This window comes from Lepagella muris (assembly GCF_004793975.1).
In the GTDB taxonomy this organism is placed as follows: Bacteria; Bacteroidota; Bacteroidia; order Bacteroidales; family Muribaculaceae; genus Lepagella; species Lepagella muris.
Genome location: NZ_SRYB01000003.1, coordinates 103,708 through 128,313 on the forward strand (window position 1 = coordinate 103,708; position 24,606 = coordinate 128,313).

Here is a 24,606-nt window from a genome sequence, read left to right on the forward strand (position 1 = left end):
AAGTTTTCCAACTTGCTTCACTTAAATGGTTTAAGGTTTAATGTTTATGGTTTATGATCATTAAATTTTGTATAATGAAAAGATTCGTGGATTTCCGTGAATCTTAAACCTTAAACTATAACCTATAAACCACTGAAGTGCAGCTTGCGAAACTTCAGTAACTTAACACATCTTTAATACAATGGAAAAGAAAGAGTATTTTCCCCAGATCGGCAAGATCCAGTTTGAGGGGACCGAGAGCTACAACCCTATGGCTTTCCGCTACTATGACGCAGAGCGTATCGTGCTCGGCAAACCTATGAAGGAATGGCTGAAATTCGCCATGGCTTGGTGGCACACTCTTTGCGCAGAGGGTGGCGACCAGTTCGGTGGCGGCACAAAGAAGTTCCCCTGGAACGAGGCTCCCGACGTGATGACAGCTGCAAAGCAGCGTGCTGACGCAGGCTTCGAGATCATGCAGAAACTTGGTGTGGAATATTTCTGCTTCCACGACACTGACCTTATCGGCGACCTTACCGACATCGAGGATTACGAGAACCGCATGCACGAGATCACAGCATATCTCAAAGAGAAAATGGCTGAGACCGGCATCAAGAATCTCTGGGGTACAGCCAACGTATTCGGCAACGCACGCTATATGAATGGTGCTGCCACTAATCCTGACTTCGACGTTGTTGCACGTGCTGCCGTTCAGATCAAGAATGCTATCGACGCCACTATCGCACTCGGCGGTCAGAACTACGTGTTCTGGGGTGGTCGTGAAGGCTACATGAGCTTGCTCAACACAGATCAGAAGCGTGAGAAGGAGCATCTCGCCCAGATGCTTACAGCAGCCCGCGACTATGCTCGATCAAAGGGATTCACCGGCACATTCCTTATCGAGCCGAAGCCCATGGAGCCGTCAAAACATCAGTATGACGTGGATACTGAGACTGTAATCGGCTTCCTCAAGGCTCACAATCTTGACAAGGATTTCAAGGTGAACATCGAGGTGAACCACGCTACTCTCGCAGGTCACACATTCGAGCATGAACTCGCAGTGGCTGTCGACAACGGTATGCTCGGTAGCATCGACGCTAACCGTGGTGACTACCAGAACGGCTGGGATACTGACCAGTTCCCCATCGACAACTATGAGCTCACTCAGGCTATGATGCAGATCATCCGCAACGGTGGTCTCGGCAATGGCGGTACAAACTTCGACGCAAAGACCCGTCGTAACTCTACCGATCTTGAGGATATCTTCCTCGCTCACATCGCCGGTATGGATGCCATGGCACGTGCTCTTCTCTGCGCTGCCGAGCTTCTTGAGAAATCGCCTTACAAGAAGATGCTTGCTGACCGCTACGCATCATTCGACAAAGGTATGGGTAAGGAATTTGAGGAGGGCAAGCTCTCTCTCGAGCAGATCGTGGAATATGCCAAGACTCAGCCCGAACCCGCTGCAACTTCCGGCAAGCAGGAGCTTTACGAGGCTATCGTGGCTATGTATTGCTAATCAGAGCGCATACACTTTCTCAAACTTACGGTCACAGACCGGAATATGCACATATAGAAATGGCGGGATAACTTCGGTTGTCCCGCCATTAGTTGTTTATGGTTTATGGGGTATAGTTTATGGAGTAAGATTTACGGGAAATTCCGAATCCTTTTATTCTGCGAATTTAAACCATCAACCATAAACCATAAACCATAAACTATAAACTTCTTAAAACCGGTATTGGATAGAGGCGAGGATGTTGCGTGGGCGGATTTGGAATGAGTGTTCCGAACGCGATAGGGTTCCGTATGTGGCATATTGGTAATGGCGCCGGTTGAGGAGATTGTTGGCGGTCAGCGACAGACGGATTTTGCTGTTTAAACGCCACACGGCGGAGGCATCGAGTAGGATGAGGTTTTCGGTATTCCCTTCGGAAAACCTGGTCAGGAAATGTTCCGCTCCAATGGAGAACTCCCATCTGTCTTCGGGTATGATGGAGGCATAGAGTTTCTGATTGAATGAATGATTGTGGTTTGTTATATCTCCGACAGCCAGGCGCGAGAAACCATAGTTGGCATCATAATTAAGCGATAGCCAGCGAAGGATGCTCCCTCTGAAATAGGGTTTTACGGATACGGTCTGCTGCCTGTAGTCGCAGGGAGCGTTATCACGCATTGAGGCGGCAGAACTTGTGGATGCGCTTGCCTCGCATCCGACTACCATCCGGCTATGTCCGAGACCTTTGCTGATACCTCCGTTTATGCTCCAGAAATTGCTTCCCGAAAGCTTCTCGGCGTATGTCGAGATGATAAAATCTTCAATAAACAGTTGATTTGACATAAATGAACTGCGCATATAGTTGTAGGTCAGTGAGGCGTTGGCAAAGAAGGAAGTCAGAGGATTACGGTATTTATAAGAGATTGAGGCAGCAACGCGCTGTGAATATTTGTTGATATCCCCGGCAATGAAAAGATTATGGTAATCAGATAATACAGGTACCGTAATGTTCATGTACGTCTGCGGAGAGCTGAGCTGATAACCGATGGATGCTGAAATCTCGCTCTTTGCCGAGATCTTTTTACGGGCATAGAGATTGGGGAACAGATTAATATGGTCACGTTGACCATTCACGCTCTGATGAAGCCACTTCATCCGTAGCTTTGTAGAAAGCAGCCAGCCGTTACGTTCATAGTCAAGCTGGGGCGTGGCATAAATATTCGACAGGAATGTGTTGAAGATGGTGTCGTTGTCGAATCTTTCCATCCCGATTAGGGAAAGTTTGAGTCGGTGATAGTTTATATCCACTCCTCCATTGATATAGAATTTCCAGAAGCGACCAAGCTTGCCATACCGAGATTCAGTCGTACTGCGGAAATCAGTTGTCCCCACACTCTGCGTTGCACTCTCACTGCCATTGACGAGCAGTCGGTCCGGACGGTGGCTGAATGAATTGCGGGAGGTCAGTTCAAATAGTTTCTTATCATTCCGCTTTATGAGTTTGAGGTCGTTGGTTGCCGACAGATTCCTGCGGCGGATTCTTTGATCGAGGGTGAAGGATCCGGTGATTGCCGAACGAGAATTTTCCCAGACACCATCCACTGTAAACTTCTCTTTCAGAAAATATCCGCGTTTGTTGACCTGAGCGTTGAATTGAGCCGACAGGTCATGACTTTGTGTGCGTAGGGAATTGTTCTGTATAAATTCCGGTATAGACTGGCTGAAATAGTCTGTACGCAGTCCGGAATTATAGTCGAGCCGATCGCCGACATAATTCAGTTTGAAACGCATTGAGGTGTCGCCACGTTTCCATGCCGTTATTGAATTGGCGAGCCACGACAGATTGTCGCGTGTGCGCTTCTCGTTGAGTGGAGCGTTTACGATGTCGGCTGATATATATTCCAGCCAGAGGCTTTCGTTATAATCTGTAAAGGACATGTCGTTGAAATCATGCTCCATTATCTGCTCCGCAGGGTTCCAACCGGTGTTGCCTCCCCTTAACGTCAGTATATTCTGCACCTTCGGATCTATGCGCATGGCATAGAGTGAGCCGTCGTAAAGCCACGGCTGTGCGCCTGTCGCCGCTTTCGTCACTCCGACCCATTTCCCTTTGGCATTTTCGCTCAGTTTGATGTTTATGCCCGCCTCCTCCGGGAAATCAATCCCTTCAAGAGCCTTTACCGGCTGATGATTCTCCATCACCTCCACCGATTTCACGTCTTTATGTGATATATTGTTTGTGGCGAGACCATACTGACCACCAAGGAAGTCATCACCGTCGATATAAAACTTGTTGATGGGTTTCCCCTGATACTTGATTGTGCCGTCGTCATCCACCTTTATGCCGGGCAGACGCTTTATCACGTCGATTATGGCATTGTCGGTGGCGTTGGCATAACGTGCCACATTGAAGACGAGTGTGTCGCCTCTGGCATATATATCGGGAGCCTGTACGATCACGTCTTTAAGCTGAGTGGCTTTATGGCGCATCTCCACGGCATTTGAAAAGTCATAGTCGAGGGGCAGTTTCATAGTCTCATAGCCCATACATCGGAACGACACGGAATCCGTCGTTGCCGTGACCTTTATTCTGAATGTCCCCCTTGTATTGGAGGATGCAAAAGATGTGGCTTTACCGGCTTTGTTCAGTGCCTGAACGACAACGCCGGAAATCGGATGACGCGTCTCGCTGTCAATGACAGTGCCATCCACCGATTCCTGAGCCGCTGCCATCATCGGCAGCAACCCAAGGAAAAGGCATAGTATGAGAAAATTGTATCTGTTCATTATTTCCAATCGCGTTCAATGTATTCGAATGGTAATTCGATGGGGTCGTAGGCATCAAGCGCCGGATTTCCGGCTTCATCGGTTACAGTGATATGCCCGTGTCCTCCCGCTTCAAAATAAGCGTATGGATTTACGTCATACCGATTTTTTGCATCGTAATACTTCTGTCGGGAAGTAGTGTTGTAAGGCACCTTATAGATTGTGATCGGGCGGGATGCATTTGACTTGATGCCTATGCACTCAAACGTGTAGTGACCGTTCTTGTCGTAGGCTTTCATGATGAGACCGGGTAGTCCCTGTAGTTTCCAGGGACCCTCCATGACCGGGATCTCCTCGGAATAGAACGCAGTCCATTCCCTACCCCGGAAATTGCATTTCGCTTCCCGACATTCGTATCCGAGTACGTTTGTCGTGCTGTCGGTCAGTTCCCATTCGAGCGAGGGCATATCCTCCTCATAGCGGAACCAGTCCATACATATCTTTTCGGTATGGGTCAGCCGTCCGGCAGGATAGTTCTTGAATATTGTCATAAACTCTCCGTTGGAAAGTTGCCCCTCCAAAGCTGCATCTGCCACTTGCTCCTGCGATAAGTTCATCAGCAAGGAATCAACGGTCAGATTCTTGTAGCTTGAAAATTTCGATATTCCGTCTGCCCCTATCTGGAGCAGCATGCGGTCGGTGGTGAAATTGTCGGAGAGTTCTCCTGTAGTGTCGTTACACCATGAATAGTCATAGACGAACTCCATGTTCTCCGGCGCGATAGTCTCCGTTTCCGGCACGTTGTTCTGAAATATTCCGAGCGTGCGTCTCTTTACTTTTCCAGACGCTGTCGTTGCCACTATGGCTGCTGCTATGACTACGATGATCGCTGATTTTCTCATTTTAATTTTGTCATTTTAATTTTGTTTCTTTTTTTTACGATTACTTACGCTGCAAAGTTACCGCGTCATAAAGCATCACGGCGAAAATAATCATTACTCAATTATTGGGAATTATTACTAAATTATTACTCCCGTGAAAATAGTGATCGCAATCAAATGGTTATCCGGGACATTCTGACTAACTTTGCGTCATGGAAAAGAGAATAAAGACCCTATACATACTCTCGATAATCGCTATCCTTACATTTCTCGGAATGCAGGGCTATTGGCTATATATACGTTATGAATATTCGCTCCGGGAATATGAGATGGAAACACAGGATGTGATAGAGAGTCTGTTGGTGGAATATGATAAGCTGCGCTTAAAGTTTAATCCGGAACCTGAGTCTATAACGAGAAGGATGACTGAAAACAATCTCAACACAGACATGGATTCTCTTGGTAATAATAGTCGGAGAGCTACAGTCACGACACGCGTTTTCAATGCCAGTAAGCTTTTGGGTATAACGGAAATAAGGAAACTCACGGAAGAGGAGATGGAGCGTCTCAGCAAACTGGTGGAGGATAGCCTGGCTGCCATAGATTCCCGGACTGCCACCTTTGATGCCACCAGTGCCCCGACAGACGGCGCAGCATGGACTGCAATGAATAAGTTTGAGTTGGATATGCGTTCTCCGTTTGCGACGGAAGGTATCGACTCATTGTTGCGCAGGGAGAGGATTGATGCTGAAATTTCGCTTGTCGTGACCGACAGCATGATGTGGAAGCCGGTGCTGATGCCCCACACTTCGGTGATTAACCCGCATTTTACAATGATACATCCTTATTCAGAACTTGAAAGGAAAGCTGTGGTGATTGATTGCAGGATCCCATCATCGGATGTATTGGAAAAGATGGGGTGGACGCTTGCATTGGCATTTGCGCTCTCGGCATTTCTTATCGCATGTCTTGTATGGCAGATAAAGACTATCGTCAGGCTGACTCGTCTTGACAAGATGCGGAGTATGTTTGTCACTACAATGATTCATGAATTGAAACGTCCTATCTCGACGCTTAAGATGTGCGTCTCGGGGATAGAGAGTGATAAGCTCATGGAAGACGTGTCGTTCCGTAAAGAGGTGTCTGCGGAGATGAGGGGTGGTCTTGACAGTCTTTCCTCCTATTTCTCCCGGCTGCGCGACATCACGTTTAATAATGTTGACCAGATACCTCTCAACGTGGAATCGTTCAATCTTCATGAGCTTGTTGACTCGGTAATCACGTCGATACCTGTCACTGCCGTGAAACGCGTGAATTTTGTTAATGATGTCCCTAAAGGAATGGAGATCTCCGCCGATAGGTCGCATCTGTCGAATATGCTGACGAATCTGATTGAGAATGCCGTGAAATATTCCGGAGATGAGGTGTCGGTAAGAATCAGTGGGGAGTCTGTCGATGGAGGGGTGAGGATAGATGTTGCTGATAATGGGAATGGAATCTCATCTGCCGACAAGGGCAGGATTTTCAACCGTTTCTATCGGGGGAAGGCATTCTCTACGGATATTCCGGGGATGGGGCTCGGTCTTACCTACGTTAAGCTCCTTGTTGATGCCCATTGCGGTGATATATCAGTAGAGAGCAGGGAAGGGGAGGGTTCTATATTTACAATAAAATTGCCGCAATGAAAAGGATACTTCTTGTAGATGATGATTTTAAGAATTCGATGTGGCTCATGCGTTTCATTGAGGCAGAAGGGTATGAGGTGACATACGCGTCTGATGGGGAGTCAGGACTGAGGCTTTATAGGGAGATTCATCCGGATCTGATTCTTCTTGACATAAACATGCCGGGAATGAATGGGTTTGAGTTGGCGAAGGTAATCCGAAGCGAGAACAGGCGTGTGCTGATATTCTTTCTGACAGACCGCACGGATAAGGTGGATCGTCTTTATGGCTTCAAATTGAAAGGTAATGACTACGTGCCCAAGCCGTTTTATCCGGAGGAACTGATAGCCAAGATAAATGAGCGTTTTGAGAGCGACCTTACAAATCAGGATATAGAGTATAGATTGGGCGACACGGTTTTCCGTCCTAACCTGTCGTCGATTTCCTATAAGGATGAATCACATTCTTTGTCTGTCAGACAGAATGAGATACTTTCCATTCTGGCGGAAAATCTTGGGAAAGTGGTTGACCGTGAAGCTATCCTGAATGCGGTGTGGGGCGATTCAAGTTATGCCAACTCCCTCGCGCTTAACGTGCAGATCACTTATCTGCGTAAGTTGCTCGACGACCCTTCGGTAAAGATCATCTCTCTGAAAAAGAAGGGCTACATCCTCAGCGTCGGGTAACCCTTACATTCCAAGCATGGCAGCAGGGGCTATGCCAAGAACTGTGCATATCGCACGTGCTATCCTCAGATTCGGTTCGGACCGACCGGAGATATAGTCGCTGACTCGAGAAGGGCTTACTCCAATTTCGGATGCAAGTTGTTTCTGAGTCATGCCCTTTTCCTCAATTGAAAGGCAGATGAGGTCTCCTATCGTGGGTTTAGAAATGGGGTAATGCAACTTTTCGTATTCCTCAACCACATCAGAAACTATGGTAAGTTCAAGCGCATTTCTATCGTTAGCAGGGGTCTCGTCAGTCACCAACGGCAACAGTTCCTCGATGCGGTTTAGTGCATATTCATATTGCTGTTTTGAGATTTCCATATCATTATTCTTAAATGGTTGAACAATCTATTTTGTCGTATTCAGCATGAGTCCCAATAAAGCGGATGAATATTCTTACGATTGTGAATTTAATTACTACTAAAACGGGCAAGCCTTATTTGCTCACCCATCAACTTCATTTTCTGTTCCAATTTGCGTGGAAGTTTTGTTCCCATAGTGCTTTTTGCCATACGATTTTATGTTTGAGGTAAGAGTTGCGAAATGCAATATAAGTAAAGAGATGCCATGTAATTACTCATGCTTACATATAATAATGCAAAATTAGTAAAAATATTTATTATATGATATGTTGTGTGTAAATTATTCGTTGTCTATATCAGATTCCTTTTAGATTTATTGACTTCGTAGTATATTGTGTGGATCGGTATTTTGTGGTATGCGTGGGTATATCCGGAAGCAGATAAACTTTCATTGGTATTGTTTTGTTAAAATTGATGAAGTCAGGGTTTGTGAAGCATGCCTTACGAATATTGCAACTTTACTGACCGGATCTTTTTAATAATTTAAGTTTCGCAAGTTGGAAAACTTGCGAAACTTAAATGGTTTAAGGTTTAATGTTTATGGTTTATGATCATTAAATTTTGTATAATGAAAAGATTCGTGGATTTTCGTGAATCTTAAACCTTAAACTATAAACTTAAACCACTGAAGTGTAGCTTGCGAAACTTCAGTTAATAATAAAACTAATGGAGATATATTGATTATGGATACAAAAGAACAAGATAAGAGATTGCAGACATCTGCCGAGAACGAAGACTTTGACTTCACTTCGCTGCAGGGCCTTTCATGCGGTCCGGAAGGCTGCTCTCTTCCCGAAGATTTCTATACCAGAAAACATAAAGAGAATGAAGATGATAAAGATTGAACATTGGAGCGACTATCGCTGTCCATTCTGCTACATTGCAGACGCCGAATTTGAAGATATGATGAAGACTCTCGGCGACACATCCGATATAGTCCTAATCAACAAGGCTTTTGAACTTGATCCGGAAGCTCCCAAAAAGGTGGATTATTCTACTGCCGACGTATTCTCAAAAAAATATGGCATGAGCTATGATGCCGCAGTAAGGAAGCTTGGTATGATTGATGCCTACGGACGCAAGGTCGGGATAGCCGGCTATAATTATTCCGGTGCTCAGCCTGTAAACTCGTTTGATGCCCACCGTCTTACAAAGTATGCCGAAGCAGAGGGTGTTAAGGGTATGTATGATCGTCTGATGAAGGCTTATTTCGTTGATAATGTGAATATCGCTGACTTTGATACTCTTGTGGGTATTGCCGTGGAGATGGGGCTTGACAAGGAGGAAACGGAGAGGATGCTTCGTTCCGACCGCTATGCCGAGGATGTGCGCCGCGACGAATATGAGGCATATCAGGCGCGTGTAGCAAGCGTGCCAACCTATCTTTTTGAGGATGGACGCCGGTTTGCGGGCGCGGGTCAGGCAGGACAAATTAAGGAAGTGATTCTTGAATTATTACAGTAGGCTATCCGTTGACAATATCTCGTTTCTTCATTATTGACACTGGAGTCTATTGTGGATGTCAGGATTTTGAAGTAATTTTGCAATGACAGATTAGAAGTCATGGCAAAATTACTTCAAAATTCTGACATGATGAATTTCTGTGCATCAGGAGAAATGAGCTTAAAATATGAAAAACATATTTGAATTAATATTGATATCAATATTATTGTGCGTGGTGGGATGCTCTCGTTCTGCATCGGATTATAATAGTATAATAGATGATGCCGAGAGGGTGTCGCAGACGGATGCCGACAGCGCAATGGCAATCCTTGACGCAATTGACCCTTCCGACTTGTCCGTTGACTCAATACGTGCCAAATATCATTATCTAAGGGCGTGGGGACACATGCGGCAGAACCGCTCGATGGTTGCCGATTCCCTTATATCGGTTGCTCATAGTTACTATAGTGGCAAGGATGCGGTGCGCGATATGCAGAGCGGCACTGCATTGGCGTGGTATAAATTTTGGATCGGTGATACCCCCGGAGCTATATCATTGCTTGATTCTCTTGTGGAGAGGAGAGATACGCCTGATTCTCTCCTTGCGGAAACCTTGCGTATACGAGTGTTGCTCGGAGCCTCCGAATATCAAGGCAACCAACTTGTGCCATTGGCGAGAAGACTCATGAATATCGAGACCGATTCAATGAGAAAACTTGAAGCCAAATATTTATTGCTCAGTGCTTACGAATATTCTAATAAAGTGGATTCAGCATTGATGCTGACAGATGAACTCATCGGATATGCCAAATCCCATAAGTGGGGTGACAAGCATTTCCAATTCATGCTGGAACAGTCCCAACTTCTTACAGAATTGGGACGCGAGGGTGAGAGTCAACAGACGATTGATTATATTTTCAGCCACGCGGGACCAGATAATGGCGCCGCCGACTATCTGCACCTACAGACGGCGATAAATGCTCTTAACAGAGGTAATCTTGCCACAGCATCTCGCGAACTTGCCGTTGCCGACAGTCTTGCCGTCAAGATGCGCAGTGCAGACGACGTATACTATCACAGCTACAGCAACCTGCTTCATGCAATGATTGATTTCAAGCTGTCGGGACGCGTGAAACTGTCGCACGTCAATGGCTTGAACAATCGCCAGCAGGAGCGGTTCAACCGTATGAAGGCATCGCAATGGGAATCGGAGCGTGGTGCGTTGCAGCAACAGACTCGTGCTTTGTCGCTGAAAGCTGAAAGTGAGCATAAGACAGTTGTGATTCTGGTCATCATCTTATTTGCAGTAGTTGCAATTGGTGTGGCATTATGGATAATCAGGCATCGCCGACAACGCGAACGGGAGAATGAGGAACGGGCTGAGGCGTTGCAGAAGATGGTCGATGAATTGAAATCCGCCAGGCTTGCTCCGGTGCCCGTCGATGTTAAGACTCCGGCGGCATTGCGCCGCGCCATGCTGCAACAGCTCGGCATCATAAAGATGGTGGCTGAGACTCCCACGGAGCAGAACCGTGAGATGTTGCGTAAGATTTCTTCAATTGAGAGCGACACTAATGGTGAACTCGTGAATTGGCATAATGTGTATGAATTGATAGATAATCTCTATTCCGGATTTTATTCAAAACTTAAATCGGAGTTTGCCGACTCTCTTTCCGACAAGGAAACGCAGATTATCGTGCTCATGATTGCCGGATTCTCCACAAAGGAGATCAGCGTGATCACGTCGCAGACAGCTTCAACGATATATGTGCGTAAATCGTCGGTCAGGAAGAAGATCGGCGTGCCGGAGAAGGAGGATATTGTAGCCTTCCTTCGGGAAAAATTTGCCGAATAGGTATCCTGTTAGGATCTGTTTAGGTCCGTATACATTCCATTAAGACTTTTAAGAAATGCAATCTTTGATTATCAGATGATTGCATTTCTTGTATTAAGACTTTTAGATTTGCCGTTAAGATACGTTTAGACATAATTTTGCAGTACGAAAACAATAAAAACGTACTGGATATGAAAAGACAATTTTCAACATTCGCCATCGCAATTATGATGGCAGCGACAGCGCCTGCCGTGGCTTTGGGGCGAGATATCAAGGGTGTGGTCCTTGGCGAGAACAATACTCCGCTTGACTTTGTGAACGTAGTTCTTTACTGCGACTCCACGTATGTGGCAGGTGGCATAACTGATGCGACAGGTTCATTCATTGTCAGCACTGATGCAACCTGCGACCTCTCCGCAAAAATCTCATTCGTAGGCTACCAAAATTATATGGTAGACGTACCCTCTGACGGTAATATGGGGGTGATTACCCTTTTGCCTTCTGCCGTGCAGCTTGGCGAGGTCGTGGTGAAGTCCTCCCGACCAGCCACCATTATGAAAGGGAACGCGCTTGTAACTAACGTCGATGGCAGTTCACTCGCTCTTGCCGGAACTGCGAATGACGTGCTTGTGCGCATACCGATGGTGGTTGACAATGGCGGCACGCTGGAGGTGTTCGGTAAAGGTGCCCCGGCAATATACGTCAACGGTCGTAAAGTAAACGACCTTCAGGAACTGTCGCAGCTAAATTCCCGCGACATAAAGAATGTGGAGGTGATCACTAATCCCGGTGCGGCGTATGCGGCAGATGTCAAGTCAGTGATACGCATACGTACAAAACCGCCGAAAGGGGATGGATGGAGCGGCACTTTGCGTACTGACAACGGTTTCCAGCACTATTTCCGCACCGGTAACTCCCTTGATCTAAAATATCGTACGCGTGGTCTTGAAATATTTGCCAACTATGGATGGTGGTATGGCGACAATCGCTTTGATCGTCTTAACGATATGACAACTACTGCGGCAACAGGTAGATATAACCAGTCGGTACGCACTATAGGTAATGAGTCATATAATGACATGACGGGCAAACTCGGTTTCTCATGGTTGATTAACGACCGTCATAGTGTAGGCGCATACTATCAGAATAGCCGGAACTGTCATACGACAGACGGATCCATACCGAGTGAGGTTTGGCATAATGAATCACTACTTGATAGCTACACTTCTGACGTTCATAATAAATCTACCGCGCTACCCCGGCATTATGCCAATTTCTATTACAACGGCTCTGTGGGAAAACTCGGCATTGACTTCAACGCTGACTATCTATGGTATAAAAGTAGGGAGTTAACTTTTAATGCCGAAACAGCTGTGCATGGCGACGATCGCGATGTGACAACTCAGACAGTAAATCGTAACCGTATGTTTGCCGAGAAATTGGTTTTCAGCTATCCGTTGTGGCATGGAGGGATTGAAGTGGGGGAGGAATATACTGACTCCCGCAACACGAACCTGTTCATAACTAATCTTTCGGGGATCGGTGATGCCGACAACCGTGTTGACGAGAGCAACATGGCGGCATTCGTGGAAATCGGTCAGCAAATAGGGCGTTTCAGTATCGGTGTCGGTCTTCGTTATGAGCATGTGAAATTTGATTATTATGAATCCGGTCAACATCGCGATGAACAAAGCAAGACTTACGACAATCTGTTCCCCTCATTAAATGTAGCCACACAGGTTGGGTCGGTACGGATGGGACTTAACTATTCCGGCAAGACCATTCGCCCCGGCTACGGACAGCTTGACGGCACAGTCAGCTACATCAACCGTCTTACATACGAGACGGGTAATCCTTATCTGAAACCGACAAAGATGCAGACTGTGGAATATATGGCGCAATGGAGGCGTTTCTTCGCCCAGCTCTCTTACTCTTACTTCAAGGATGGGGTGTATCATGAAACGGAACCTTACGGATCTGACGGTAATGCCACGCTTATTAAGACTGCAAACCTGCCGCATCGTCATTATTTCCAGGCATTCATAGGCGGTAATTTCCAATTGGGCGTATGGCAACCGAAAGTCAATGCCGGAATGATGAAGCAGTGGCTTACTCTTCCCGTTAATGGTGAGCCTACACGGATGAACACTCCCATATTCATGTTGCAATGGCAGAATGCAATCCATCTGCCGCTTGATATCTGGCTGAACGTGGACGCACAGTTTATGACGCGCGGATGGGACAATAATACTTGGATGTCAAACACCCCTTGGTATGTCAATGCAAAGTTATACAAAGGTTTTTTTAAGGACGCTTTCAGCGTCACGCTTGAAGCAAAAGATCTTTTTGACTCTGCAAAGAGGGATTTCAATCTGTATAGCGATGCAGTGCAGATCATGCAGAAGAATTATTCTCCCGGTCGCTCGGTTATGCTCACTTTGCAATACCGTTTCAACGCCACACGTGACCGCTATCGAGGCACTGGCGCCGGCAACACCGAAAAATCACGCTTCTAACAACTTCATCTACCCTTACCCCTGAATCAATTTTTACGATGCAAGGGTAAGGGGCAATCTTTTTATGGGATAAACAATATAAATGCAACGATAAAGTTGCATTTATAGATAAAAGATATTACCTTTGCAATATGATAACAAAAGAAGATGTTGAAAAATTCCTTGCAGATTTCAGTGTGAAGATTAAGATTTTTGGAATTCGCTTTCGTGATGATAGAGCCAAGAACCAAAATTCCCTATTCGAATTGGGAATTACTCCGAATGAAAGGCTTAATGTCATCATGCAACTGAATTGCTATGATTATTCAGAGGGACCGATTGTTGATATGCTGAATAATCAGGGGGAAATGTGGGTGTTTGGTAAAGATGTGAAAGGAAACGAAGTTTATATTAAAATCACAATGGGTAAGCCTAATGCCCATACGATTTGTATTTCATTCCATAAAGCGGAGCATCCGATGTCGTATCCTTTAAAAAATAGAGAAGATGGAAAATAATGGTTTGTCACAAGGTGAAAGATTCTTTCAAGAAATAAGAACAGCTACATTCCGCAAGGAGGAGTACCAATATATTCACACCGGAATTATAGATGAAACCGGTGATACATGGACTACGACCGAACTTGATGAGGCTAATGTATTTCAGGTATATAATCAGTACAGGACAAGACATGGCATTCCTTTTCCGGATGAGATTGCCGGCTTGAGAAAGCATTATGGATTATCATCGGCAAAAATGTCTCAGATTCTTGGATTTGGAATCAATCAATACAGAATGTATGAGGATGGGGAAGTGCCAAGTATCTCTAATGCCCGTACTATTATTGCTGCCAAAGAAAAAGTGATTTTTATGGCTTTTGTTGAGGCGTCAAAGGCAGATCTGACTGAATCTGAATATATTCGTATTAAGAATAAGGTTGAAAGTGCGGATGGTGATTTTGTGCTACACGGTCGTCCATCTGAACTTACCGGCTATAGATCTTTATCCTACGTCAAAATTGAGTCGATTGTGCAAAAGATTGTGCAGTCGATGGGTGCAACGTTCGTCACTAAAATGAACAAACTTATGTTCTATATCGATTTCATCAGTTATAAGAGACACGGTTATGGTATAACCGGATTGTCGTATCGTGCGTTGCAATTCGGTCCTGTTCCGGTGGATTGGGCAAAAATATACAGTTCTCTTCCATGCGTGGAGATGGAAGAATTTGTGTATACCAGCGGTCAGAGCGGTATTCAATTGAAGTCATCAGCAGATTGTAAAGAAAATGACCTTGATGACCGAGAGTCTTCCATTGTGGAGTATGTATGTGGTTTGTTCAAAGATATGAATGCCGGGGAAATTTCAAAAATAAGCCACAGCGAAAAGGCATGGTTGGATAATCAGGCATCACATGCTGAAATTTCTTATCAGAATGCTTTTTCTTTAAACTTTTAATAATAAGTAATTTAAAATATGATATGCGCTGAGACTGAACGTTTGATTTTGAGATCGTGGAAGCCGGAAGACCTGTCGGCATTTTTTGATATGAACCGGGATAAGGTTGTGATGAGGTATTTCCCGATGCTGTTGAACTATTCGCAGACGGACGCATTCTATAACCGTATTCAGAGTGAGTTTGATAGAAAAGGGTGGGGGCTTTATGCCGTCGAACTGAAATCGACCGGAGCTTTCATTGGTTATGTCGGACTGCATGAAATCGGTTTTGATGCAGATTTTGCGTTAGGCAGTGTTGAGATCGGTTGGCGGTTGGCTGCTGATTACCATAATCAGGGATATGCCACAGAGGCTGCTCTGAAGGTATTGGAATTGGCAAGAGAGCATGGACTGACCACAATATATTCATTCACTGCCGTGGTCAACAAACCGTCAGAACGGGTGATGCAGAAAATCGGGATGAGCAAGACAGGGGAGTTTGACCATCCAAATCTTGCAGAGGGCTCCCCGCTTCGTCGTCACGTCCTCTATCGGATGGAATTCAGACCGGAAAAAGTCTGATTCTAAACTCTATTGGCTATGAGAAAGTTTAACACATGGATATGGCATATCAAGCCGAAGTATTGGCGAAAACGGACTGGGGTAGTATCTTCACTGTTTGCGATAATATCATTATGTCTGTTTGTATCATGTGGAGATGGTTCCGATAATGTGAAAAGAGATCTATCGGAGGCAAAGACTATTGCTTACAGTGGTGATTATGACGGCGCACAAAAGGTTCTGATTGAATTAAGACAGAGGATAGATGATGCTACGCCTACAGAGGAAAAAGAGTCTTTTGAAAATCTACAGGGACAAATTTATTACAAGTTAAACGCTAAAGATAAGGCTAAGGAATCGTGGAGACGTGCTCTGGAATATGCCAAGGTCATGCGTGATACTTCACTGATTCTTCAAAACACCTTTAATCTCGGTCTGTGCGAAACTGACTACGCAAAGGGGGTGGAGATTTATAAATATGCAGTCAGGGTGTCGGAAAATAGAGAACCTCTCATGTATCCACAGGCACTTGAAAAATTGGCACAGGTATACATTCAAGGAGAAGAATATGAAAAAGCCGGGGATTGTCTTGACATGGCTTATAAAGTCTCGGTTGCATCCAATTATGATGTGGCGTTGCAGCAGATTGCATTTACAAAATGTGAGCTTTGGCAAGCGCAGGATAGTCTTGACTTGGCTCTTGCCGGATTCAAATCCATTCCGGCGGATTCCTGTTCTTTGGATGGCAAACTTATCCGTGCTAATTCTATATATTCCATTCTGTACCAACGTGGAGATTACATACAGGCGATAGAGTATCTTGATTCGGTCCATCAATTTTCTGACTCCATAAAAAGTATCGACGGGATAGGGCGGATTGAAAAAATCGAGAATGAATACAATCAGAAATATGTGGCACAGCAAAACAGATACAGGATTTTGCTCATATCAGTCATTGCCGTTGCAGTTGTGGTCATGACTGCATTCTTCTTTATATTAAAGAATATGCGATTGAAACGGAAACAGTTGGATCTCATGAATCAGATTGCAGAATTGAATGTGAAAATAGAGCAGATCAAATGTGGTGATGAGGAGGAATCCGAATCGGCAAGTAATGGCAATGCGACTGCCACGCACGAACAGATTATCCCTCTATTGATGGAGAAGTTCCGATTGTCAAAAGAGATATTCCTGACTTCGCAGGAATATGCAACTCTAAAGAAACTTAATTTGATACGTGACCTTGGAGCAGATGACAAGATTGAGATTAAGGCTGTCGGAGATGCGATTATAGGACGTTTCTCAGATTGCTGCTTGAATCTTCGGCAGTCATATCCGGCTATGACAAACGATGATTGCTTGCTTTGTGCAATAGTATATTGCGGCTGTGGAAAGGAGGTGCAATCCTCAATCATGGCAGCATCTGATGAGGCATTGCGCCGTAGAAAAAGCCGGATCAAGCAGAAACTTCCGGAGAATCTTTTCATGTTTTTCTTCAGATGAGATGTTGATTTTGTGACAAAATCGTGACAATTCCAGTGTGTCACGGTATTGTCACGCCTGATATTCGGTCAATTAGGAATGGCTGTGTAATTTTGCGGCATCAAAATTTCGTAATCAAAAAATCAATCGGATATGAAAAGATTTATCAAGCCATTCCTTATGATAATGCTCTTGGCAACGTTCACTGTCGAAGCTCAATCACGAATTGTGAAAGCACGGGTGCTTTCCTCGGTAGACTCTATTCCAATAGAGTTTGCAACTGTCAGATTATTGGATGCTGATTCCATATCGGTAGCATCTGCACTTACAGACAAAACCGGCACTTTCGTCATGGAATCCGGTGTGGATTCCGGACGCATGCTTGACATATCATCCGTCGGATGTAGAAGCCGGATCGTATCTCTTCCTTGCGACTCGGTATTGTATCTGGAAACCTCAAATGAACTTGCCGAGGTAGAGATAAGAAGTAGCAAAAGATATGTCAAAGTTACGCCGAGAGGTCTGATCATATCAATGCAAGGGAATCCCATAGCCAAACTCGGAGCTGCATCCGAGGCATTGAAGCAGCTCCCGATGATTGATGGCTCAACAGGCAATATCAATGTGCTTGGTCATGGCTCACCATTGATATACATCAACAATCGTCTTGTCCGCTCATCATCAGAACTTTCAATGTTGCCGGCTGAAAGCATATCAAATGTTGAGATCATCACGAATCCATCCTCTAAATACGGGACAGACATATCATCCGTCGTTATAATCCGCACGAAGAAAGTCAATGAAGGATTTCACTCCGTTGTCAATGGGAATGTATCTGTGGGGGAGGCTGTGTCTGCCTCGGGCAATATCAACGCAAATTATCATACAGAGAACGGTATCACCATCTTTGGGGATTTCTCTTACAATACATCCGGATTTAAACAGAGAAGGTATTATGGCGAGCATTTTTACCGACCTGAAAATCCGGCACAGATTTTATTCACAGAAACCAATGGGAATGCAAAGGGTAGAACTCGGTCGCTTACTACAGATGCCGGTATTAACTATGACTTCGGCAAAAATTCTATCGGCGGTAAGTATTCATTTCTTCGTACTCCTGCAAGTCGTTTTACGGATAATGCTTTGACTTCAACGGATGCGATTAAAGAGTTGATGAGCATTTCTTCTCAAAGTGGAGTATATTCCCAGAGTTCAATGCATCATGTCAACATATTCGGTGATTTCTATATTCCTGCCAATATCGGTCTGCGAGTGGATGCGGATTATCTTTATTCAGCAAAAAATTCCACATCAACCGTATACGAAACCGAGAGAGCCACCAATATTGAGAATGGGAATGATACTCATAGTTCGTTATGGACTACTAAAGTTGTTTTGTCGCGGAATGTAAAAAATACTGACCTTGAAATAGGTGCCGACCTTTCAAAGACGTCAAACGACCAGATCTTTACTTCCGAATCATCCGACAATTCTGATTTCCTTGTCCCCGGCAGAGATAAGGTTGTGCAAGATCTTTATGCCGGTTTTGCAAGTTTTGATTGGACACCAAATTCTATATGGAATGTCTATGGTGGCGTGAGGTGGGAATCTACTCAAACCGATTATCGTCAAAATGGGTTGAAACGGGTTGATTTATCCCGTAATTATGGCAACTTGTTACCGAATTTAGGGGTTAGCTTCAATTCAAAGGCAAGAATGACATTATACTACCGTGCATCAGTCTATCGTCCAAGTTATCAATCTCTTGATAATAATTACATATACGTGACGCCCACTTTATGGGAAACCGGAAATCCTGAATTGAAGTCAGCACGGGTTCACAAAATTGGATTGAATCTCAATTTTAGGAAATTTATGCTTCAGTGTTCATTCTATGTTAATAAAGATAATGTCGGAGTGGTATATTATTGGGATGTAGAGAAAAGAATAAACGTGACCAGACCTGTTAATCTGCCTGATTATAATTCATTCCAAATGGTGGCGGTGCAGCAACTTGACTTCGGATTTTGGCATCCTACATTGCAAGGGGTATTTTATTTGCAGAATCTTGAATATGGCACTCCTGTCAGGAAATACGATAGACCGATGTACACACTCTCCCTCAACAACAGATTTGATATCCCCGGTGGTGTATATGCCTATCTTAACATATTCGGGCTGGGCACAGGAAATCAAGGAGTGATATATTCGCATGGCACATGGCAGGCGTCGGTGACACTTAATAAAACTTGGAAAAACTGGACGTTTACGCTTTCTTCCAACGATATTTTAGGCACATGGCGTCAACCTTTTGATACGAACACCAATTCGATTGATTACTCGTCGATGAGAAAGGGTGGTTCGCAATATGTCTCGTTAAGCGTCAGATACACTTTAAATTCAGCTAAGGGACGCTACAAAGGAAAGACATCAAGACAAGATGAAATTGACAGACTCTAATATTACAGACAATATGATTGAAGATTACTGAATGAAGTCATAAGTTTAAATGACTTCATTCAGCTAAATTGACAGACATGCAACTGATACCAAGTTTATTCTCTATTTCATATACGCTCTTGAAAGAGAAGTTGACTTTGCCTGAAAGTATTTTACTGACATATTGCGGTGTCACGCCAAGTTCTTCTGCGAGACCTGTGCGCGAAAGATTATGTGACTGCATGTAGTCAATTAGCGAGAGGGCTATATTTCTTGACCAACGTAACCAACCATCATTTTCCTTTCGCCATGTGGCCATTTCTACAAAACGAGAAGGGCTTTGGCTTTCATGCTCTTTTAAAAAATCCAATGTTTTGCTCATAATGCTATTCGTTAATGAGTTCAACAAAACTATCTATATCAAAAACACCGTGGCTTTTCAAATAGTTTTTACAACTGTTGAGTTTATCAAGTTCACGGTTAGTGTGTTCTCGCTCCTGCATAGTTCGAATGAGTTTAATAGCACCGCCTGTCACGATATAAATATTTGGTTCAATCCGAATTGCATATACTCTCAACCAACTTGTATGCCGATTGCGATTCCAATTCCTAGCTTTATTTCGAGATAGACTAGCTTCATTAGCATCAGTTATATCCAAAGGATGAAAAATATTATCCAGATTTTCAGTATAAGGAAATTCGAGAATTAATTGTTCCAAAGCATCTGCATCTTCAAAGGTTTCTGCAATCGCTTCAGAGATTCTCTCAATATGAAAATATGATTTCAAATCATTGAAATTTTTCATAAAGAAATTAAGTAGATACTCGGCATTATTCCATCGATTAAATATATCGGTAAGCTCATCATCCTCCTTATCTGGTTGTTTGACAGCCCACAGATGGTCATAATCTTTGAGTATTCTTACAAATTCCATAATCTGAAAATTTAATTTATGCAAAGATAAGCCTAAATTTTTTATTGTGCAACTTATAAGTTTATATTGTTGGGATATTGGTGGTTTTATTACTAAAGTGTAATCCTTACATATTGGTAATATTGAGACCGGGCATTTCATTCTAATTTTATGACTAAATAAAAAATATCGTATATCTCAATAATTCAGTAATTTATAATTGGATATTAATTTTATTACTAAAATATTTTGATTATCACTACATCTTTAGTGGTATAACTTAAAAATTAGTATTATCTTTGCGGTGTAATTAAATTTGACACCATTATGAAGAAACTATCTGAACGTGAAGAAGAGATAATGAGTATCCTTTGGAACAAGGGTCCTCTTTTCGTGCGCGAAATTGTGGAATCGATGCCTGAGCCTCGTCCTCATTTCAATACTGTAGCAACCTTCTTGAAAGGATTGGAAACCAAGGGGTGGGTAAAAAAAGAGTTTCTCGGAAACGCCAACCGCTATCATCCCATTAAGGAGCTTGAGCCTTACCGACAGCAATCCCTGAAAAGCATTATCAGTCGATTTTTCGGTGGCTCGTCGTTCAATCTCGTTTCCACCTTGACACGTGATGATTCAATCACAGCTGATGAACTGCGCGAAATTATTGAGATTATAGAAAAGAAAAAATAAAGTCTATGGGAGCAATCACCCAATATGCACTACAAGTGGCTTTGTTGCTATGCGTGGTGTATCTACTATATAAATGGACTCTGGCGAGTTGTACTTTCAGTCGATTTAACCGAGTCGTCTTGCTTTGTATGTATGTAATAGTACTAATTGCAATACCTGCTTACACTTTGTATTCATCTGCATATACAGAACCTGATGCGGAGTCACCGGAGCTGCAAATCAAAGAGGAAGTTACTGCTCTTTCCGATAGACCTGCTCCAATGTGGCCCAAGATAGTGAGTATAATCTATATGGCAGGAGCGATTGTGGCTATCGTCGTGACATCCCATTCTATACTGCATATAATGCAAATCATCAGGCATGGAGTAAAAGAGAAACGAGATAAATTCACTCTTGTTTTTTCAGACAACAAAAAAATATCTCCATTTAGCTGGGGAAAATACATCGTAGTCCCGTATGAGGAGACACCAAATGATGATCTTGATATGATCATTGCTCACGAACGTGTTCACATTAATCTGTGCCATTGGATTGACCTTGCCATTGGTCAGGCTATTATTATTATCAATTGGTTTAATCCGGCTGCATATCTTATGATGAGAGAGTTGCAGAATGTACACGAATTTGAAGTTGACAATTTCATGATTAAGTCCGGTATAGACCGACGGCAATATCAGATGTTGCTTATCAGAAATGCCTCTGGCTCATTATTTCCATCTATAGCCGACAGCCTATGTCATGGTCAACTGAAAACGCGCATCAAATTGATGATGTCACCACGTAGCAACCCTCTGCGCAAGGTCTTGGCATCACTTTTCGTGCCGATAGTCGCCATGACTATATTTGGAATTAATACTCCGGTTCTTGCTTCGCAGCTATCTGAGATTGCCGGAACTTACATATTCACATCTGATTACAATCAGCTAATATATGAAGTATATGGCGTCAACCATTTAGTCTATTATACCCGGGATGGTCAGCTTGTAAGTATCAGTATGGATTTGCCGGAGGGAGAGACTCCAAAGTTTTATATAAACAAGCATCTTGCTTCGCAGAGTGAGTTATCCCATATAAAATCAGATGATGTATTGTTTATAATGGGAGACAGTAACAATCACAGGTTTATCATAAAGACTAAATAATATAATAAATTAATAATCAATAAACTGACTTCTTGATTTCTCAAGAAGCAGCCCGTTTTATACCTTAAAAACAAAGTTAACGAATATGAAACAGTCAACTTTAACCTTATTTTTTGCATGCATGCCAGCAATTGCATCCGCACAAACTACTACCGACTCAATTGCCGATGAATGGGAGCGGCAACTTGAACTCAACGAAGTAGTGGTGGTGGCTCGACGCCCCGTAGTGAAGCAACAGGAAGGCAAACTGATCTATCTTGTCAAGAACGATCCCTATGCAAAAGGACTTGATGGTATGACACTTCTTGACCGTATCCCCCGCGTTTCTGTCAATAATGGGTCAGTGAGCGTTGCGGGAAAAGGGAATATCCGTTATATAATTGATGGGGTTCTTATGGAACTCGATGCATCGGCAATGAAAATGCGGTTGCAAAATCTCCTTGCTGAAAACATTGAAAAAATAGAGTTGCTCACAACGCCTCCTTCGCGCTATACAGTTGAAGCCAATGCTGTCTATATCTCCATCACAACACGCAACGAGAGCTTAGGAACACGGGGCAGTGTTTACGGATCTCTTAATCAGGGGAACAAACTTCGTGAGTATTTCAGTGGAAGCATAAGCCACACTACGCGTCGGGTGGAAATAGCATTTGATGTAAACCTTCAGAACTACCATAATGAAAACGACAACGAGATGCAGTATATTTTTGCCGATTATACGCGAAAATCCTCCACTTCTAATAAGTCACATGACTTCTCCACAGGGCTTAACGCATTGTTACGATATAAATTCACCCCATCCATGAATATGGGAATAATCGCCAACTATAAATATGGCAACACATCGGTAAATGGTTCTAATTTCACTGATTATAGGAATTATACGTCATCCACACTCACCACATCCAAATCATGTCCGAATAATGCGTTGACATTAACAGGGTTCTATGATTGGTCTTTTGGGAATAAGGGGGAACGAATGGAATTGACATATAATTACTTTAATCGGCATAGCCCGGAGTCTGCCATTATCAGCACAACATATAACAATGATTTTGGCGAAAACGGAATTGATGAAACCGGAGACAATGACTATCGTTTTCATATTGGCAAGGCTGACTTTAAACTTCCATATTCTTGGGGTCAACTTGAGACAGGCATTTCATATACGGATATTCTCAACTCTTCAGATAATTACACTCAATATTTTGAAGCAGGCGGTGCCGCCGAACATTTGACTGTAAATCTGTTTGACTACAAAGAGCGAATAGCTGCCGCCTATTTCTCAGCGTCACGCTCATTTGGAAATGGCTTGTGGGGCAAAGTCGGTCTCAGATATGAATACACTTGGACTAAAGGGGTACAGCGTACAACCTCTGAAATCAATAGAAATAATTATGGTCAGTTGTTTCCTACTGCCAATCTTTCATGGAGTAAAAACAATATCGGGTCTTTTAATCTAGGCTATTCCATTGGGATGGGACGTCCAAATCTATGGGAACTAAACCCATTCAGGTATTATTCTACAACAGATGAATATTCCGGTGGAAATCCGGAGTTAAAACCTACAATCTATAACAATGCGGAAATAAACTACTACGGGTTGGGGGGACTTTACGCTGTGCTATATACATCTTTTGCATCTGATGCAATCACCCACATTCGCCGCTTTGATAAGGATGGGATTATGAGCACAATACCTTACAACTGCTTGGCAACTAATAAAACAGGCTTATATGCTTCATATAAGCGTAATATCTTTGATTGGTGGGAAATGCAAGTGGGAGGAGAAGCGTTCCATACTTATTCACGCTGCAACTTATCCGATTTTCAGGTAAATAACATAGAGGATTGGTCGGGAAAAATAGAAGTGTCGGCTAATTGGATGCTCAACAGGCAGAAGACATTGAAATTCAATGCTCGGTTTACTCATTTCTTCCCGTGGCAGCAAAATATGGTAAACTATGAATCATTCCAGATTCTCAACTTTACCATCAGATATGCATTGCTCAACAACCGACTGAACTTAAGTCTGACAGCTAATGATATATTCGGATGGAACAAAACGAAATCAAAGGAACATTATGCGGACTACACAATTCGACACACATTCAACCCTAATAGTGCTTATGTCATCTTTGGTATCAGCTACACATTCGGTCGCGAGAAGGTTGTCGGCGTGTTCCGCAATTCCAAGGAAGATCAATCCGGGCGAACTAAATAACGAAACTTCATACAGAGATTTCATGTTGTCCCATACCGGAATTATTCTTATTTTTGTAGTCTCGGTTATC

At 43.5% G+C, this 24,606-nt stretch carries 20 protein-coding genes and 2 pseudogenes; 15 read left to right on the forward strand and 7 right to left on the reverse strand.

All coding sequences use genetic code 11. From position 1 onward, the window contains the following. Nucleotides 1-181 precede the first annotated feature (181 nt). On the forward strand, nt 182-1,498 hold the full coding sequence (gene xylA / locus E5331_RS03235; RefSeq protein WP_123484625.1) for a xylose isomerase: 1,317 nt from the start codon (nt 182-184) through the stop codon (nt 1,496-1,498). Nucleotides 1,499-1,708: 210 nt separating this feature from the next. Here xylA and E5331_RS03240 read toward each other — a convergent pair whose 3' ends face one another. Further along, complete coding sequence (locus E5331_RS03240; RefSeq protein ID WP_135984646.1) at nt 1,709-4,264, reverse strand: TonB-dependent receptor; 2,556 nt, start codon at nt 4,262-4,264, stop codon at nt 1,709-1,711. After that, on the reverse strand, nt 4,264-5,145 hold the full coding sequence (locus tag E5331_RS03245) for a GLPGLI family protein (protein ID WP_135984647.1): 882 nt from the start codon (nt 5,143-5,145) through the stop codon (nt 4,264-4,266). The genes E5331_RS03240 and E5331_RS03245 overlap by 1 nt, the downstream gene beginning before the upstream one ends. Nucleotides 5,146-5,336: 191 nt before the next feature. Between E5331_RS03245 and E5331_RS21050 the strand changes: the two genes are divergently transcribed. After that, the gene (locus E5331_RS21050) at nt 5,337-6,809 is read left to right on the forward strand and encodes a sensor histidine kinase (protein ID WP_135984648.1); all 1,473 of its coding nucleotides are present in this window, start codon (nt 5,337-5,339) and stop codon (nt 6,807-6,809) included. Continuing rightward, on the forward strand, nt 6,806-7,474 hold the full coding sequence (locus E5331_RS03255; protein ID WP_123484621.1) for a response regulator transcription factor: 669 nt from the start codon (nt 6,806-6,808) through the stop codon (nt 7,472-7,474). Before E5331_RS21050 ends, E5331_RS03255 begins: the two co-directional genes overlap by 4 nt. A gap of 3 nt (nt 7,475-7,477) precedes the next feature. Here the strand turns inward: E5331_RS03255 and E5331_RS03260 are convergent, their stop codons facing one another. The 3 genes and pseudogenes from E5331_RS03260 to E5331_RS03270 all read right to left on the reverse strand — a co-directional run. Then, nucleotides 7,478-7,837: a helix-turn-helix domain-containing protein gene (locus tag E5331_RS03260; RefSeq protein ID WP_123484620.1), complete on the reverse strand. Its 360-nt coding sequence runs from the start codon at nt 7,835-7,837 to the stop codon at nt 7,478-7,480. Between the two features lie 10 nt (nt 7,838-7,847). Beyond that, nucleotides 7,848-7,943, reverse strand: a pseudogene (locus tag E5331_RS03265) (type II toxin-antitoxin system HigB family toxin); the annotation flags it as partial. Next, nucleotides 7,930-8,028: pseudogene (locus tag E5331_RS03270) on the reverse strand (transcriptional regulator); the annotation flags it as partial. The pseudogenes E5331_RS03265 and E5331_RS03270, both read right to left, overlap by 14 nt. Nucleotides 8,029-8,561: 533 nt before the next feature. Between E5331_RS03270 and E5331_RS20255 the strand changes: the two are divergent. The 9 genes from E5331_RS20255 to E5331_RS03310 all read left to right on the forward strand — a co-directional run bounded on the left by E5331_RS20255 (nt 8,562) and on the right by E5331_RS03310 (nt 19,590). After that, a complete protein-coding gene (locus E5331_RS20255; protein WP_168355121.1) occupies nt 8,562-8,723 on the forward strand; it encodes a hypothetical protein in 162 nt (53 codons plus the stop codon). Further along, on the forward strand, nt 8,710-9,342 hold the full coding sequence (locus tag E5331_RS03275; RefSeq protein ID WP_168355122.1) for a DsbA family oxidoreductase: 633 nt from the start codon (nt 8,710-8,712) through the stop codon (nt 9,340-9,342). Before E5331_RS20255 ends, E5331_RS03275 begins: the two co-directional genes overlap by 14 nt. Before the next feature lie 166 nt (nt 9,343-9,508). Next, a complete protein-coding gene (locus E5331_RS03280) occupies nt 9,509-11,176 on the forward strand; it encodes a LuxR C-terminal-related transcriptional regulator (RefSeq protein WP_135984650.1) in 1,668 nt (555 codons plus the stop codon). Nucleotides 11,177-11,346: 170 nt separating this feature from the next. After that, nucleotides 11,347-13,671, forward strand: a complete 2,325-nt coding sequence (locus E5331_RS03285) for a TonB-dependent receptor (RefSeq protein WP_135984651.1) — start codon at nt 11,347-11,349, stop codon at nt 13,669-13,671. A 131-nt stretch (nt 13,672-13,802) separates the two neighbouring features. Next, nucleotides 13,803-14,168, forward strand: coding sequence for a type II toxin-antitoxin system MqsR family toxin (locus E5331_RS03290; protein WP_123484616.1), 366 nt, complete (start codon nt 13,803-13,805; stop codon nt 14,166-14,168). After that, nucleotides 14,158-15,108 (forward strand): type II toxin-antitoxin system antitoxin SocA domain-containing protein, encoded by a 951-nt coding sequence (locus E5331_RS03295; protein ID WP_135984652.1) that lies wholly within the window; start codon nt 14,158-14,160, stop codon nt 15,106-15,108. The genes E5331_RS03290 and E5331_RS03295 overlap by 11 nt, the downstream gene beginning before the upstream one ends. 18 nt (nt 15,109-15,126) lie before the next feature. Further along, entirely contained in the window at nt 15,127-15,669 is a 543-nt protein-coding gene (locus tag E5331_RS03300) for a GNAT family N-acetyltransferase (protein ID WP_135984654.1), read from the forward strand. Nucleotides 15,670-15,687: 18 nt separating this feature from the next. Then, on the forward strand, nt 15,688-17,151 hold the full coding sequence (locus E5331_RS03305) for a tetratricopeptide repeat protein (RefSeq protein WP_135984656.1): 1,464 nt from the start codon (nt 15,688-15,690) through the stop codon (nt 17,149-17,151). Between the two features lie 132 nt (nt 17,152-17,283). Beyond that, on the forward strand, nt 17,284-19,590 hold the full coding sequence (locus tag E5331_RS03310; RefSeq protein ID WP_135984658.1) for an outer membrane beta-barrel protein: 2,307 nt from the start codon (nt 17,284-17,286) through the stop codon (nt 19,588-19,590). A 55-nt stretch (nt 19,591-19,645) separates the two neighbouring features. Here the strand turns inward: E5331_RS03310 and E5331_RS03315 are convergent, their stop codons facing one another. Next, nucleotides 19,646-19,951 (reverse strand): helix-turn-helix domain-containing protein, encoded by a 306-nt coding sequence (locus E5331_RS03315; protein ID WP_123484560.1) that lies wholly within the window; start codon nt 19,949-19,951, stop codon nt 19,646-19,648. 4 nt (nt 19,952-19,955) lie between these two features. Further along, the gene (locus tag E5331_RS03320; RefSeq protein WP_123484559.1) at nt 19,956-20,504 is read right to left on the reverse strand and encodes a hypothetical protein; all 549 of its coding nucleotides are present in this window, start codon (nt 20,502-20,504) and stop codon (nt 19,956-19,958) included. Nucleotides 20,505-20,810: 306 nt separating this feature from the next. Between E5331_RS03320 and E5331_RS03325 the strand changes: the two genes are divergently transcribed. The 3 genes from E5331_RS03325 to E5331_RS03335 all read left to right on the forward strand — a co-directional run bounded on the left by E5331_RS03325 (nt 20,811) and on the right by E5331_RS03335 (nt 24,536). Beyond that, nucleotides 20,811-21,170 (forward strand): BlaI/MecI/CopY family transcriptional regulator, encoded by a 360-nt coding sequence (locus E5331_RS03325; protein ID WP_123484558.1) that lies wholly within the window; start codon nt 20,811-20,813, stop codon nt 21,168-21,170. Nucleotides 21,171-21,337: 167 nt separating this feature from the next. After that, nucleotides 21,338-22,312: a M56 family metallopeptidase gene (locus E5331_RS03330; protein WP_168355123.1), complete on the forward strand. Its 975-nt coding sequence runs from the start codon at nt 21,338-21,340 to the stop codon at nt 22,310-22,312. A 121-nt stretch (nt 22,313-22,433) separates the two neighbouring features. Next, nucleotides 22,434-24,536, forward strand: coding sequence for an outer membrane beta-barrel family protein (locus E5331_RS03335; protein WP_168355124.1), 2,103 nt, complete (start codon nt 22,434-22,436; stop codon nt 24,534-24,536). Nucleotides 24,537-24,606 lie beyond the last annotated feature (70 nt).